The following is a 13558-nucleotide window of genomic DNA, read 5'->3' as shown; positions in this document are numbered from 1 at the left end:
GATTGGCGAACTGGCGTCGGGGCTCTGGCGTTTCGGTGGTGGATGCCGACCGTGGACGCCCAGGCGTGGTCGTGCCCGCGACTCCTGCGGCCCCACACGACCGCGGCCCATGCCCCGGGGCTCCCGGACTGCCGACTGAATCAGTCAGTCCGCTTTCTCATCTGCCGGGACGGGACCATTCGATCCCGGCAGGGTCTTCCCCCGGACGTGTGCGGTCCGTTAATTTCCGTGACTCAAGTCGCGTGTAATTCCCGTGACTCAAAAGTCCCGTGCGACCCGCCCGGGACCTCCGACAGCGAAGCATCAGCGCTCAGCAAGCCCTCGGGGGCATCTGCCATGACACGCGCCATCTCTCTGCACCACGTGAGCAAGGCCTATACGCGGGGCGTCCGCGTGGTGGACCGGCTCTCGCTCGACATCGCACCCGGCGAGTTCCTCGTGCTGCTCGGGCCGTCCGGCTGCGGCAAGTCCACCGTGCTCAGGATGATCGCCGGCCTCGAAGAGATCACCGAGGGCGATCTGCTGCTCGACGGCGAGCACGCCAACGCTCTGCAGCCATCGGAGCGGGAGATGGCGATGGTGTTCCAGAACTTCGCCCTCTACCCGAACATGACCAGCCGCGGCAACATCGGCTTCCCGCTGCGCATCGAGAGTCCCGGTGAGGACAGCGGCCCCCGCGTGGACGCGACGGCCCGCATGCTCGGCATCGAGGACCTCCTCGACCGCTACCCCCGCCAGCTCTCCGGCGGCGAGCGCCAGCGCGTGGCCATGGGCCGGGCCATCGTGCGCCAGCCCAGCGCCTTCCTCATGGACGAACCGCTGTCCAACCTCGACGCCAAGCTCCGCAACCACCTGCGGGCCGAGATCTCCACGCTCACCCGGCAGCTCGGCGTCACGACGGTGTACGTCACTCACGACCAGGCCGAGGCCATGTCGCTCGGCGATCGGGTCGCCGTACTGCGCGGCGGAGTGCTCCAGCAGGTGGGCTCCCCGCGCTCGGTGTACGCGCTGCCCCGGAACGTCTTCGTCGCCGCCTTCATCGGCACGCCGCGCATCAACCTGCTGCGCGGCCTGGTCCGCGCCCCGATCGACGGCGCGATGTCCATCAACCTGGGGCGCCAGTACCTACGCCTGCCCGAACCCCTGTCCCTGGACCACCAGTTGCTGCGGGTCCAGCAGGGCCGGGAGGTCATCGTCGGGCTGCGCTCGGAGGCGATCCGCATCGCCAAGCCCGCCTCCGCACGTCCCGGAGAGGTGCCGATCAGCGGCCTGGTCGAGCACCTTGAGTTCCAGGGGCACGAGGTCCTCGTCCACTTCAACACCGGCTCCCAGCCCGCCCTCGTGCCGGATCTCGAGGCCCCGTACCCCGCCCGCGCCATCCGTCGCCGCCGCCGTGAGGGTACGGTCCTGGGCCGCATCCGGGAGCGCGCGGGCGCCCTGCGCGCCGGCCCGGTCGTGGTCCTGGACGACCCGCACGACGCGCAGCCCGAACAGCCGGCACCGACAACGCAGGAGAGCCGCCTCCCCGGTGACCTGGTTGTCCGCACCACCCCCGACATCGAACTCCGCCTCGGCATGCAGATCCCCCTGCTCGTCGACCTCGCCCACCTGTTCGTCTTCGACCAGCACGGCGACCGCATCAGCCCGGCCGCGGCGCGGCTGCCGGATCTGGAGGAGTGATCTTCCTGGGTGATCTCCCGGGCGTGGCACGCCGGCCCTTGGTGCCGGAACCGCACAGGCCCGTGGTGTCACCGCACGCGCGTGTACTGGTTCACGCCGCCCACGAACGCCACCGTCGCCCGACCTCGGAGCACGAGGACATCCAGGTGCGCCGCCGTCTCGTTGACCGCGAGCATCTGGTTGAAGGCGCTGAGCTCGCCGAACGGCACTGCCCGGCGCGTCCATCCGAGCTTGCGCGCCACCGCGTGGGCGTCGAGCGTGTCCTCGCCCAGCGCCGTCAGGCTCTTGGCCAGCCGGTCGTCGTGGTGGGCGAGCAGTTCGGCGACCCGGGTGTGCGCGCTGTCGGAGACCGGCCCGTGCGCGGGCAGCAAGCGGGCGTCGGCGTAACGGTTCATCAGCCGCAGCGAGTCCAGGTAGTCGGCGAGCGGACGGCCGCCGGGCTCGGCCAGCTCGAAGCCGATGGACGGGGTGATGTGCGGCAGGACGTGGTCCCCGGAGAAGAGCAGCCCCCGCTGCTCGTCCAGGAAGACGACATGTCCCTTGGTGTGTCCCGGAGTTGGTACGACGTGCAGTTCGCGCTCGCCGAAGCGGAGCGTCTCGGCGGCGAGCCAGCGGTCGGGGGCCTCCCACACGCTCGGGTCGTAGCCGCCGTGGTCCATCGCCGCGATGCGGTCGGCGAGTTCGCCGGCTCCTCCCCTGCGCAGCGTCTCCAGTGAGCCGGCGGGTAGGTCGCTGCGCAGTCGGTCGAGCATCTCCAGGCCCGGGCGTTCGCCCGAGCCGAGGTAGACGCGCGAGCCCAGCAGCCGGCGCAGTTCCACCGCATGCGTGTAGTGGTCACGGTGGATGTGGGTGACCAGGATGTGGCTGATGTCGGCGAGGTCGCGGTCGATGGCGGCCAGGGCCTCCTCGAGCGCCTTGCGCGCCTCGGGGATCGCCCAGCCGCCGTCGATCATGACGAGGCCCCCGTCGTCGGCCAGGTCCTCCAACAGATAGACATTGACGGCGTGCAGGCCGTCGTTGGGGAGTGGCAGAGGAACGCGATGCACCCCGGGCTGTACGGTCTGGACCCCGGCGGCGGCCCACGGGCCCTGGTCGAACCGCGCTGTCATGTTCCTCCTCCTTGATGTACCGCCGTGGATCATGCACGATGGCACGCGCGACGGCACATTTCGCAGTGTGTTGCCTCGTCAGGTCCGGTCGACCATAGGGGAATTCAGTCTGACGGCCAGGTCCCGGGCCCCCCTCCGGTCGAGCTTGCCGACCTTGGTCTGGGGCAGTTCGTCGACGCCGAAAACGAATTCGGGCCACTTGGTCTTGGACAGGCCGACGCTCTCCAGGTGACCGGTCACCTCGGCCAGGTCGATGCCGCCGCCGTCCTCGGTGACGACGAGCAGCGCCACGCGTTCGCCGAGGACGTCGTCGGGAACCGCCGCGACACAGGCCCTGGCCACCCGCGGGTAACTGGCGACCGCGCGCTCTATCTCCGTGATGTCGATGTTGCGGCCGCCGCGGATGATGATGTCCTTCTCGCGGCCCATGATGCTGATGCTGCCGTCCTCGTGGGTCATCAGCAGGTCGCCGGTGGGCAGGTAGCCGTCCTCTGTCAGCGCCGGCGGATCGACCTTGCCGTCGCGGGCGTAGCCGAGGAAGAGGGAAGGGCCGCGCACCTGCGCCCGGCCGGTCACGCCCGGTCCGGCTATCTGCCCGTCAGGGGTGAGGGCGCGCACGTCCGTGCCCGGGAAGGGCCGGCCGTCCCTGCCGAGCCGGATCTCCTCGGGTTCGTCGGGGCTCGGCGAGGTGTGGCCGAGGCACTCGGACATACCGAAGACGCGGAGGATCCTCGTGCCCAGGGACTGCTCGGCCCGCGCCAGGGCGCCGCGGTCCATGGGTCCGCCGCCGACGGTGATCGACCGGACCCCGCGGAGGATGCCGGAGCCGGCCGCCTCGGCACCCATCTGCAGCGCCATGGTCGGTACGCACATGGTCCAGCGGACGTCGGCGTCGGCCATCCGCCGCAGTGCGACGGCCCTGTCCCACTTCCCCGTCATGACGAGCGGCCCGCGCAGCAGGAGGGAGAGGTAGACGCCGAAGCAGTACGCCGCCGTCGACGACAGCGGCACGATCGCGGCGACGGCGTCGCCGGGCGACAGGCCGTTGACGGTCATGGTGCTCGTGGCGGCATAGCGCAGGGCCTGCTCGGACTGTACGACGCCTTTGGGCCGCCCGGTCGACCCGGAGGTGAGGCCGATCAGGACGCCGCCGGACCAGCGCGACACCTCGCGCTTCTGGGGTGCGGACAGGCACGTCCAGCCGTCGAGCACCGTCTGTGCCGGTCCCGGCAGCCGTTCGGTCACCGCCCACTCCTCCATCGCCGAGGGCTCGGCGACGACGGCGTCCGGGCGGATGTCCTCCCAGGCCGCGGTGAACTCGGCGTGTGTGGTGTGCCGATTGACCACCGCGATCACCCCGCCGCTCAGGCCCACGGCGATGGTGGCGGCGACAGTACGCCATGAGTTGTCCGCCTGGACCAGGACCGTGCCGCCCGCTCCGCCGGCCGTGCCGGTGGACAGGGCCCCGGCCAGCCGTGTGGCCTCGTCGAGCAGTTGCCGGGCCGTATGGCTGCCCGTGTCATCGATGACGGCAACGAAGTCGGCCTCGTCCGCCTTCTCTTGGAACTCCCGCACTACCTGTCGCATCTCGTCCCTCGCTGCGCTGTGCCGAACTCCGTCTACTGAACGCTGCGGTGCCTGCTGTGCTGGTGGACCGGGACCTGTTGGTCCAGGCGCCTCAGGCGGCGAACATCTCCGCCTCGTGCCCCATCACCGCGATGCGGCGGCCCTTCATGTCACCGACCTGTGCGACGGCCTCCGCCCACTCGGCGCTCGCGAGGGCCTTCTTCAGGTCCTCCGGGGAGTCGAAGCTGAGCACGGAGATCCCGTCCCAGCCTTCGGAGCGCGGCTCCAGCGCGGCGTCGATCCCGGTGTGCCGCCAGGCACGCAGTCCGGGCAGGCGGTAGGTCAGTTCCGCGTGGTCGCCGCGCCACCACTCGATGAACTGCTCGTGCGTCCACTCCGGAGGCCGAGCTGCCAGCAGGACGAGGTTGTACATGACGGTCCTCCGTACGCGGTCGGGTGAAGATGTGCGGTCAGTCGAAGCGGATCTCGGACGAGCGGCCGATCAGCAGGCGCTGCAGCCGGCCCTCTGCGTTCACCCGCCCGGCGGCGACAAAGCTCGCCTCAGGGACACCTGCGCGTCGTACCTCTCCCAGGAAGAGCTCGTCCTGGCCGAGCGTGGTCGCCGACAGCCGATGGTGGGTGCGGGTGCCCCTCTCGCGCTGTTCGAGGTAGCCCACGAGGGCGGCGCGGTCCCCGGCGAAGTCGGTGGCGTTGCCGTCGCCGGTGGAGAACAGGATGGACAGCGAGAAGTCGTCACTGATCAGATCGAGGATCCGCGACGGCTCGTCCCCGTCGAGGATCTCGAACCATGCGGTGAGGAAGGGGGCCGCGGTCGAGGTGTCGGTCATGTCCGGCTCCTTTCGTTCGCGGCCTGCCCGGACCAGTCGACGAGCTCGAAGGAAGTGGTGAAGAAGGACTGGTAGCGGGCCAGGAGTCCGTCGGGCGACACGACCGCGGCTGAGAGGAAGGAGCCGCAGTACCGCCCGCCCTCCGTCACCACTCCGTAGACGGTTTCGACGTCGCCGTCCCTGCTGTAGCGCAGGATCTCGTGCGCCCGGTCCACGGGATTGCGGCCCGCGATGTACGCGGCGAAGTCCTCCCTGGACTTGCCGATGACCTCCTTGCCCGGCAGGGCGATGAGGAAGCGGAAATCGGGTTCGAGCAGGTCCAGCGTCCGCTCCGGATGCCGGCTGTCCATGCTGGCCATGTAGTCACGCAACGCCATAGGAACCCTCTTCAGATCAACCTGAGCCAAGTTCAATTCAGTTTGGATGGTAATCCCGCGGAAACAGGCCTGGCAATAGTGCGTCACGAAGCTTCCGCGGCGGTAGCGCGGCGCCGGAAACGGGCACGACAAAGCCCCCTGACGAAATGTCCGCCAGGGGGCAGGAAAACTTACCGGGAAGCCGACAGCGGCCGCTCAGGGCATCACGTGGCGACCATCCGCACGCAGGCACCCTCGATCAGTTCGCTGACCTCCGACAGCGGCGTCGGCCCCGACGGCCGGTACCACCGCCAGACGCTCACGATCAGGCCGAGCACACTCGATCCCAGCAGTTGCGCGTCCCGCAACGGGAACGCGCCCTGGGACATGCCCCGCACCAGCAGGTTCGTCCAGTCCCGCTCTACGAGCTGGACCAGCTGACGGGCCGCGACGCGCTCGGCCTCCTCCCGCTTGGACTTGCGCGGGCCGGAGAGCAGGTCCATGTGGTTCTGCAGGATGCGCATCTGCAGAACCTCCTGGTCGGAGACGTCGTACGCCGCACGTACGGCAGCCCGGAGCGCCTCCACCGGCTCCGCGGCGTCCGCGGTGGCCTCCGTGAACTTGTCGTGGGAACGCTGCAACTCGAGCCGCATGATGGTGAGCAGACAGTGGGTCTTGGACTCGAAGTAGTGGTACAGCGCGGTCTGCCCGATACCGACCCGCTCCGCCACGGTGGACCACTTGGTGGCCTCGAAGCCGGTCTCGCCGAAGCAGTCGACGGCGGCCGCCAGGATGGCGGCGCGCTTGGACCTGGGTCCCGCTTCCGGTTCAACGATCTTTGTCCCCATGATCCGCCTGTCTCCTGGCTGCCGCCCATCTGGTCCTACCCGAGAGTAGCCCCAAGCTGAACTCAGTTGCCAATCGACTTCAGGTCACACACGCTCGAGCACGGTCGCGTTGGCCATGCCACCGCCCTCGCACATCGTCTGCAGACCATGGCGTCCGCCGGTCCTGCGCAGCTGATGGACGAGCGTGGTCATGAGCCGGGCACCGGTGGCGCCGAGCGGATGCCCGAGCGCGATGGCCCCGCCGAAGGCGTTGACCCGCTCCGGGGCGGCGCCGAGTTCCTTCTGCCAGGCGAGGACGACGGAGGCGAAGGCCTCGTTGATCTCGACCAGGTCAATCTCGCCGATCGACAGCCCGGCCTTGTCCAGGACCTTCTCGGTGGCGGGAATCGGACCCGTGAGCATGTGGATCGGATCGGAGCCGACCACGGCCATGGTGTGCACGCGCGCGAGCGGGGTCAGACCGTGACGGCGCACCGCCTCCTCGGAGGCGATCAGCAGGGCGGCTGCGCCGTCGGAGATCTGGCTGGAGACGGCGGCGGTCAGCCGGCCGTCCTCGGTGAGGGTCTTAAGGCCGGCCATTTTCTCGAGGGTGGTGTCGGCGCGCGGGCCCTCGTCGGCGGTGAGCCCGAAGGCCGGGGTGATCTCGTCGTCGAAGGCGCCGTCGGCCTGGGCGGCGAGGGCCCGCTGGTGGCTGGTGAGCGCGAACCGCTCCATGTCCGTACGGGAGATGCCCCACTTCTCGGCGATCAGCTCAGCCCCGCGGAACTGCGAGACCTCCTGGTCACCGAAGCGCTCGCGCCAGCCGTCCCCCGCGAACGGGCTGCCCATGCCGGCCTGCTCGCCGACGAACATCGGGCTGGCGATGGGCACCAGGCTCATCACCTCCACACCACCGGCCACCACCAGGTCGGCGGCGCCGGAGCCGACCGCCTGGGCGGCGAAGTGCACGGCCTGCTGGGAGGAACCGCACTGGCGGTCGATGGTGGTGCCGGGGACGTGCTGCGGCAGCCCCGCCGACAGCCAGGCCGTGCGGGCGATGTTCCCGGTCTGTGCGCCGAGCTGGCTGACGCACCCGAAGTACACGTCGTCGACGGCGCCCGGGTCGGCCCCGGTGCGCTCCAGCAGGGCGCGCAGCACATGGGCGCCGAGGTCGGCGGGGTGCACGCCGCTGAGCGTGCCCTTGCGGCGGCCGACGGGGGTGCGGACGGCTCCGACGATGAATGCTTCCGACACGGTGGGCTCCAGGGGGTTTCGGGTACGGGTTCAGCTGCTGGGCGGGACGCGCGTGAAGTCGGGCGCCCGCTTGCCCAGGAAGGCGGCTACGCCCTCACGGCCCGCGTCGGAGGCGGCAGCGGCGGCGAGCGCACGGGCCTCGCGGTCCAGGTGGGGACCGAGGTCCGCGGTCAGCCCGGCGGCGACGAGGCGACGGGTGGCCCCGAAGGCGGCGGTGGGTCCACCGCGCAGGGTCTCTGCCGTGCGCGCGGCCTCGGCGGCCAGTCGGTCTTGGGCGACGACGCGGCTCACCAGTCCGATGTCCGCGGCTTCCGCCGCCGGTATCCGGCGGTTCGTCAGCAGCAGGTCCAGGGCTCGCTTGTGCCCGACCAGGCGGGGAAGGAACCAGCTGACTCCGGCGTCCGGTGAGTAACCGATACCGGTGTACGCGGCGGTGAACGAGGCGTTGTCGGCGGCGAGGGTGACATCGGCGGCCGCGGCCAGACCGATGCCCGCGCCCGCGACGGCTCCCTGCACGGCGGCCACCACGGGCGCGTCGCCCGCGGCGAACGTACGCAGGGCGTCGTGCAGCGCGTCGGTCACCGCGGTGAGGTGCTTCTCCAGCGCCTCGCCGGACAGGCGCGAGAACTCCCTGAGGTCACCGCCGACGCAGAAGGACTTCCCCTCGCCGGTGAGCAGCACGGCCCGTACGGCCTCACGTGCGCAGATCCGTGCCGCGTCCAGCAGTCCGCGCGCCATGTCCAGGTCGATGGCGTTGCCCGCCTCGCCCCGGCGCAGGGTGATGCGGGCAAGGCCGTCGTCGTCGATCTCGATGCCGACACTCATCGCTCCGGCCGTCATCGCGCCGTCCATCCGCCGTCTACGGTCAGCACCTGTCCGGTGCAGTACGAGGAGGCGTCCGAGGCGAGGAACAGCAGCGCGCCGTCGAGTTCGTGGCCCTCGCCGCCCCGCCCCAGCAGGGTGTTGCGCTCGACCCAGCGGCTGGAGCGCTCGTCGCCGAAGAGGTCGGCGGTCATCTCGGTGCGGAACCAGCCCGGGGCGAGCGCGTTGACACGTATGCCGCTGCGACCCCATTGTCCGGCCAACTCCCGGGTCAGGCCGATCAGTCCGGCCTTGGACGCCGAGTAACTCGCGCCGCCGAGGGGGGCGGCGGTCACCAGACCGAGGATGGAGGAGACGTTGATGATGCTCCTGCCGCCCGTGTCACCGGGTGCCTCGGCGGTGAGGCGGGCCAGGTGGTAGGGCGCGGTGAGGTTGACGCCGAGGACGTCGGCGAAGGCATCCGGCGATTCGTCCTCGGCGCGGGTCTCGCCGGAGGTGGCCGCGTTGTTGACCAGGATGTCGAGACGGCCGGTGGCGGCCAGCGCGGTCTCGGCCAGCCGCGTACGGTCGGCCGCGAGCGAGACGTCGCAGGCGACGGGGTGGATGCGGGCGTCGGAGTCGGCGAGTTCCTTCAGCCGGTCGATGCGGCGGGCCGCGGCGAACACGGTGGCGCCGGCCTGCGCGAGGACGGCGGCGAAGCGTGCGCCGAGCCCGGCGGAGGCGCCGGTGACGAGGGCTGTCCGGCCCTGGAGCGAGAACAGCTCGGCGGTCGACTGCGGCGCGCTCACTCGTCCACTCCGATCGGCAGGGCGGTCGCTCCGCCGTCGAGCACGAGGGTCTGGCCGGTCATCCAGGAGGAGGCGTCACAGGCCAGGAACAGCGCCGCGTTCGCCACGTCCTCCACCGTGCCGAGGCGCCGCAGCGGCAGCTTGGCGGTGAGGATCGGCTCACGCACCTCCCACACCGCCCGCGCCAGTTCGGTCTTGATCAGACCGGGGGCGATGGCGTTCACCCGCGCCCGCGGGCCGAGTTCGTAGGCGAGCTGCCGGGTCATGTGCAGCATGGCGGCCTTGGTGGCGTTGTAGTAGCCGATGTGCGGGTCGACGATCAGCCCGCCCACGGAGGCGATGTTGACCACCGCTCCCCCGTGCTCGGCCATCCAGGCCCGCCACGCGCAGCGGGTCCAGGCGATCATGCCGTACTGGTTGACGCGTACGGTCTTCTCCGCGCGGGGCAGGTCCAGGTCGAGCAGGTCGCCGTGGTACGGGTTGGTCGCCGCGTTGTTGACGAGGACGTCGACCCGGCCGAAGCGGGACATGGTCTCGTCGACGCATGCCTCCGCCTGCTCGGGTTCGCCGGCGTTGGCCACCACCGTGTGCACGTCGCCGTCGCCCTTGACGCGGAGCAACTCCTCGCGTGCCTCGGCGAGTCCGGCCGCCTTGCGGGCCGCGATCACCACGTGCGCGCCGGCCGCCCGGTAGGCGGTCGCGATGCCGAGGCCGATGCCGCGGGATCCACCGGTGATGACGGCGACCTTGCCGTCGAGGGTGTTGGCACTCACGCTGCTCCTGCCTTCGTGTCGGTCGTCCGGTGTTCGCTCTTCGGGCCGGTCTTGCGGTACTTGGCGAGTTCCTGGCGGGCCACCGTCCGCAGATGCACCTCGTCGGGGCCGTCGGCGATGCGCAGCGCACGCGTGATCGCGTACAGCCGCGCCAGTACGGTGTCGTCGCTGACCCCCGCCGCGCCGTGCGCCTGCACCGCGCGGTCGACCACCTTGTGGGCGACCTCCAGCGCCGCGACCTTGATCGCGGCTACCTCCATGCGTGCGGCGGCGTTTCCGACCGTGTCCATCAGCCAAGCGGACTTGAGGACGAGGAGGCGCAGTTGCTCGATCTCGATGCGGCTGCGGGCGATCCACTCACGCACCACGCCCTGGTCGGCGAGCGGCCCGCCGAAGGCGGTGCGTTCGGTGACGCGCTCGCACATCAGCTGCAGGGCGCGTTCGGCGAAGCCCACGGCGCGCATCGCGTAGTGCATCCGCCCCGGACCGAGCCGTCCCTGGGCGAGCGCGAAGCCCTCCCCCTCGCCCCTGAGGATGTTCTCCACCGGCACGCGGACGTCCTCGAAGAGCACGTCACCATGTCCCAACCGGTCGGTGTAGCCGAACATCGGCAGGTCGCGCAGCACCGTGACGCCCGGCGTGTCCCGGGGAATCAGCAGCATGCTCTGCTGCCGGTACGTGGGCGCGTCCGGATCGGTCTTGCCCATCAGGATGATCAGCTTGCAGTCGGGGTCGAGGATCCCGGAGGTGTACCACTTGCGGCCGTTGACGACGTAGCTGTCGCCGTCGCGGGTGATACGGGTCCGGATGTTGCGGGCGTCGGAACTGGCGACCTCCGGCTCGGTCATGGCGAAGCAGGAGCGGATCTCCGCGTCCAGCAGGGGCCGCAGCCAGCGTTCCTGCTGCTCGGGCGTGCCGAACAGCGCGAGCAGTTCCATGTTGCCGGTGTCGGGCGCCGAGCAGTTGAACACCTCGGGGCCGATGACGGAGCGGCCCGCCAGCTCGGCGAGCGGCGCGTATTCGAGGTTGGTGAGCCCCGCGCCCCAGTCGCCGTGCGCCATGAAGAGGTTCCACAGCCCCTCGGCGCGCGCCTTCTCCTTCAGCTCGGTCATCACGGGCGGCAGCGCGTGCGGGTCGTCCCCTTCGGCGAGCTGCCGGTCGTAGACCGCTTCGGCGGGGAAGACATGCTGCTCCATGAACGACCGCATGCGGTCCTGGAGTTCACTCGCCCGTGGCGAGAATCCGAAATCCACGATTGCTCCTGTCCGGGGTGCCGGGGTGCGGGGTGCCGGGGTTCGTGTGGTCGGTCCGGATCAGCCGAGGATGTCGCGTGCCGTGCGGATCATCGCGGCGATGGTCGGCGGCAGTCGCTCCTGGTCCGGGTCGTGGTGCTTGCCCTCGCGGTGCCGGCGCAGGTTGTGGCCCATGATCGCGGCCATCTTCATGCGGCCGAGCGCCCGGAACCAGTCCATCGCGGGCAGCGCGGGCCGGCCGCCGAGGTAGGCGTCCAGCAGTTCGGCCTCGCTGGGCAGACCGGGCACGGCGTGCCCCAGCTGGGGAAAGTTGCGGTGGTCGGCGAAGAGCAGGAACCAGCCGAGGTCGATGCGCGGGTCGCCGACGCTCCAGATCTCCCAGTCGACGACCGCCACCGCGCGCTCACCGTCACACAGCACGTTGCCGAGCCGGAAGTCCCCGTGCAGCAGAACCGGTGGCATGCCGCCGGGCACGTCGGCGGCGAGGCGAGCCAGCAACTCCTCGCCGCCCGGCCGGAGTTCCGGTGGTACGGCGTGCAGGGTGCGGCTCCACCGCTCCAACTCACCGGCCGCGTCGAGCGGTTCCGGTGCGTCGAGCCCGGGCGTACGGGTGTCGGTGGCGTGCAGCCGCCGCAGGACGGAGGCGATCTCCAGCATGCGGGCGCGGGCCGTGGCGGCGGGCACCTCGGGCTCGTCGAGTACGGGCTCGACGGCCTCGCCGACCGCGAAGTTCATGGCGAACCAGGCCGGCTGGGTCTCGTCGACGGCCACGACCCCCGGCACCGGGACCTGCTCCACGGACCCGGCCAGCGCCCCCAGCACGCGCGCCTGACGCAGCACGTCGTTGCGTCCGACGGGCCGCTGCCCCGGAGGCACTGCCTTGACGACGTACCTGTGATCCCCGGCCGTGACGGAGTACGTGAGCCCCGAGTGGCCGCCCGGCAGCACCGTCAACTCGCCGATCGAGGCGCCCGGGTGGCGGCGGGCGAGCCGGTCGCGAACGCGGACGGACAGCTCCGGCACCTGGGTGGCCGTGCTCATCGGACGTGCTCCTTACTCATCGGACCGGCTCCCTGGGCAGGCCGAGCACGCGTTCGGCGAGGATGTTGTGCTGGATCTCGTCGGTGCCGCCCGCGATGCTGTAGCCGGGGGCGCCGAGCAGGTGCTCCGTCCAGGCGTAGGTGCCCCACTCCCCCGTGTCCGCGACCAGGCTGGCCCCCAGCAGCTCGGAGACCAGATCGCTGGTGCGCCGCATGGTCTCGGTGGCGTAGAGCTTGCCGACCGAGGCTTCCGCGCCGGGCGCGCGTCCGGCGACTAGGGCGGCGGTCACCCGCAGTCCCATGAGCCGCTGGACGAGGGTGCGGATGTGGAGGTCGGCGGCCCGCTGCTGTTCGCTGCCGGTGAGCGGACGGGGCAGGTTCCCGGCCAGTTCCAGCGCCCGGTCGGCGTTGTCAAGGCCGAGGTTGCCGGAGTCGAGCCGCTCGGCGGCCAGCACACTGAGCGTGACACGCCAGCCCTCGCCGACCGGACCGAGCCGGTCGGTGTCGGGCACCACTACACCGTCGAGGTAGACCTCGTTGAAGCTGGTGCCGCCGGTCATCTGCTGGATGGGCCGTACGGTCACGCCCGGCGCGTCCATGCGCACCAGGAAGACGGTGATGCCGGCGTGCTTGCGTACGTCCGGATCGGTGCGGCACACCGCGACGCCCCAGGTCGCGACGCGGGCCCCGGAGGTCCACACCTTGTGCCCGGTCAGCACCCAGTTGTCGCCGTCGCGCACGGCCCTGGTCCGCACCGCGGCGAGGTCGGATCCTGCCTCGGTCTCCGAGAACAGCTGACAGGCCAGCTCGTCGGTGCGCAGCATGGGCCGCAGCCAGCGCTCCTTCTGCTCCTCGGTGCCCCAGATGCCGATCGCGGGGGCGACGAGCTGCTGCGTCACCGGGAAGACCTCGGTGCGGTGCGGCACGTCGAAGGCCGCCTCTTCGGTGCGGTAGAGCTGCTCGTAGTACGCGGGCAGTCCACGTCCCCCGTACGCTTCCTGCCAGTTGAGCGCGCCCCACCCCTGGTCGTAGCGGGTGCGTTCCCACTCCTGGATGCGGGCGGTGTGCTCGCGCTCCTGCTCCTCGGTCCAGTTCTCGAACACGGCGACGGAGTCGGAGCCGCTGCCCCATTCCTCGTCGGCGGCGCGGGGCCTGGCGACCGTGGCGAGCCACTGCCGGGCCTGGGCGCGGAACTCCTCGGGCTCCGGGACAGCGCCGGCTTCCGGGATATCGCTCATGTCT

The 13558-nt window shown here is 70.9% G+C and carries 14 protein-coding genes; 1 reads left to right on the top strand and 13 read right to left on the bottom strand.

Going from position 1 to position 13558, the window contains the following annotated elements; all coding sequences use genetic code 11:
* The first annotated feature begins 336 nt into the window (after nucleotides 1–336).
* Nucleotides 337–1680, top strand: coding sequence for an ABC transporter ATP-binding protein (locus ACGFNK_RS17595; protein ID WP_393416734.1), 1344 nt, complete (start codon nucleotides 337–339; stop codon nucleotides 1678–1680).
* 68 nt (nucleotides 1681–1748) lie between these two features.
* Here the strand turns inward: ACGFNK_RS17595 and ACGFNK_RS17590 are convergent, their stop codons facing one another.
* From ACGFNK_RS17590 to ACGFNK_RS17530, 13 genes are all read right to left on the bottom strand, one after another.
* Nucleotides 1749–2789, bottom strand: a complete 1041-nt coding sequence (locus ACGFNK_RS17590; RefSeq protein WP_393416732.1) for an MBL fold metallo-hydrolase — start codon at nucleotides 2787–2789, stop codon at nucleotides 1749–1751.
* A 78-nt stretch (nucleotides 2790–2867) separates the two neighbouring features.
* Complete coding sequence (locus ACGFNK_RS17585) at nucleotides 2868–4376, bottom strand: class I adenylate-forming enzyme family protein (RefSeq protein WP_393416730.1); 1509 nt, start codon at nucleotides 4374–4376, stop codon at nucleotides 2868–2870.
* 91 nt (nucleotides 4377–4467) lie between these two features.
* On the bottom strand, nucleotides 4468–4788 hold the full coding sequence (locus ACGFNK_RS17580; protein ID WP_393416728.1) for an EthD domain-containing protein: 321 nt from the start codon (nucleotides 4786–4788) through the stop codon (nucleotides 4468–4470).
* A gap of 37 nt (nucleotides 4789–4825) precedes the next feature.
* Nucleotides 4826–5203, bottom strand: coding sequence for a hypothetical protein (locus ACGFNK_RS17575; RefSeq protein WP_393416726.1), 378 nt, complete (start codon nucleotides 5201–5203; stop codon nucleotides 4826–4828).
* Nucleotides 5200–5580, bottom strand: a complete 381-nt coding sequence (locus tag ACGFNK_RS17570) for a nuclear transport factor 2 family protein (RefSeq protein ID WP_189322683.1) — start codon at nucleotides 5578–5580, stop codon at nucleotides 5200–5202. The genes ACGFNK_RS17575 and ACGFNK_RS17570 overlap by 4 nt, the downstream gene beginning before the upstream one ends.
* Before the next feature lie 203 nt (nucleotides 5581–5783).
* Nucleotides 5784–6407 (bottom strand): TetR/AcrR family transcriptional regulator, encoded by a 624-nt coding sequence (locus ACGFNK_RS17565; RefSeq protein ID WP_165338442.1) that lies wholly within the window; start codon nucleotides 6405–6407, stop codon nucleotides 5784–5786.
* Between the two features lie 84 nt (nucleotides 6408–6491).
* Nucleotides 6492–7640 (bottom strand): acetyl-CoA C-acetyltransferase, encoded by a 1149-nt coding sequence (locus ACGFNK_RS17560; RefSeq protein WP_189322682.1) that lies wholly within the window; start codon nucleotides 7638–7640, stop codon nucleotides 6492–6494.
* A gap of 30 nt (nucleotides 7641–7670) precedes the next feature.
* Nucleotides 7671–8480 carry an enoyl-CoA hydratase/isomerase family protein gene (locus ACGFNK_RS17555; protein WP_393416724.1) on the bottom strand — a complete coding sequence of 270 codons (810 nt, stop codon included), beginning with the start codon at nucleotides 8478–8480 and terminating at the stop codon, nucleotides 7671–7673.
* On the bottom strand, nucleotides 8477–9250 hold the full coding sequence (locus ACGFNK_RS17550) for an SDR family NAD(P)-dependent oxidoreductase (protein ID WP_393416722.1): 774 nt from the start codon (nucleotides 9248–9250) through the stop codon (nucleotides 8477–8479). Before ACGFNK_RS17550 ends, ACGFNK_RS17555 begins: the two co-directional genes overlap by 4 nt.
* On the bottom strand, nucleotides 9247–10023 hold the full coding sequence (locus ACGFNK_RS17545) for an SDR family oxidoreductase (RefSeq protein ID WP_386336429.1): 777 nt from the start codon (nucleotides 10021–10023) through the stop codon (nucleotides 9247–9249). The genes ACGFNK_RS17550 and ACGFNK_RS17545 overlap by 4 nt, the downstream gene beginning before the upstream one ends.
* Nucleotides 10020–11276 (bottom strand): acyl-CoA dehydrogenase family protein, encoded by a 1257-nt coding sequence (locus ACGFNK_RS17540; protein WP_393416720.1) that lies wholly within the window; start codon nucleotides 11274–11276, stop codon nucleotides 10020–10022. Before ACGFNK_RS17540 ends, ACGFNK_RS17545 begins: the two co-directional genes overlap by 4 nt.
* Nucleotides 11277–11336: 60 nt before the next feature.
* A complete protein-coding gene (locus tag ACGFNK_RS17535; protein WP_393416718.1) occupies nucleotides 11337–12317 on the bottom strand; it encodes a phosphotransferase family protein in 981 nt (326 codons plus the stop codon).
* Between the two features lie 16 nt (nucleotides 12318–12333).
* Nucleotides 12334–13554, bottom strand: coding sequence for an acyl-CoA dehydrogenase family protein (locus ACGFNK_RS17530; RefSeq protein ID WP_393416716.1), 1221 nt, complete (start codon nucleotides 13552–13554; stop codon nucleotides 12334–12336).
* Between the last annotated feature and the right edge of the window lie 4 nt (nucleotides 13555–13558).

This window comes from Streptomyces sp. NPDC048825, from assembly GCF_043198355.1.
Lineage (GTDB): Bacteria > Actinomycetota > Actinomycetes > Streptomycetales > Streptomycetaceae > Streptomyces > Streptomyces xiangluensis.
This window is presented reverse-complemented; position numbering and strand designations above follow the sequence as displayed.

What these genes read in the sequence shown, in the direction of transcription:
- ACGFNK_RS17530 (WP_393416716.1), bottom strand. Translation starts at nt 13,554, where the DNA reads ATGAGCGATATCCCGGAAGCCGGCGCTGTCCCGGAGCCCGAGGAGTTC.
- ACGFNK_RS17590 (WP_393416732.1), bottom strand. Translation starts at nt 2,789, where the DNA reads ATGACAGCGCGGTTCGACCAGGGCCCGTGGGCCGCCGCCGGGGTCCAG.
- ACGFNK_RS17585 (WP_393416730.1), bottom strand. Translation starts at nt 4,376, where the DNA reads ATGCGACAGGTAGTGCGGGAGTTCCAAGAGAAGGCGGACGAGGCCGAC.
- ACGFNK_RS17535 (WP_393416718.1), bottom strand. Translation starts at nt 12,317, where the DNA reads ATGAGCACGGCCACCCAGGTGCCGGAGCTGTCCGTCCGCGTTCGCGAC.
- ACGFNK_RS17570 (WP_189322683.1), bottom strand. Translation starts at nt 5,580, where the DNA reads ATGGCGTTGCGTGACTACATGGCCAGCATGGACAGCCGGCATCCGGAG.
- ACGFNK_RS17565 (WP_165338442.1), bottom strand. Translation starts at nt 6,407, where the DNA reads ATGGGGACAAAGATCGTTGAACCGGAAGCGGGACCCAGGTCCAAGCGC.
- ACGFNK_RS17575 (WP_393416726.1), bottom strand. Translation starts at nt 5,203, where the DNA reads ATGACCGACACCTCGACCGCGGCCCCCTTCCTCACCGCATGGTTCGAG.
- ACGFNK_RS17595 (WP_393416734.1), top strand. Translation starts at nt 337, where the DNA reads ATGACACGCGCCATCTCTCTGCACCACGTGAGCAAGGCCTATACGCGG.
- ACGFNK_RS17580 (WP_393416728.1), bottom strand. Translation starts at nt 4,788, where the DNA reads ATGTACAACCTCGTCCTGCTGGCAGCTCGGCCTCCGGAGTGGACGCAC.
- ACGFNK_RS17555 (WP_393416724.1), bottom strand. Translation starts at nt 8,480, where the DNA reads ATGACGGCCGGAGCGATGAGTGTCGGCATCGAGATCGACGACGACGGC.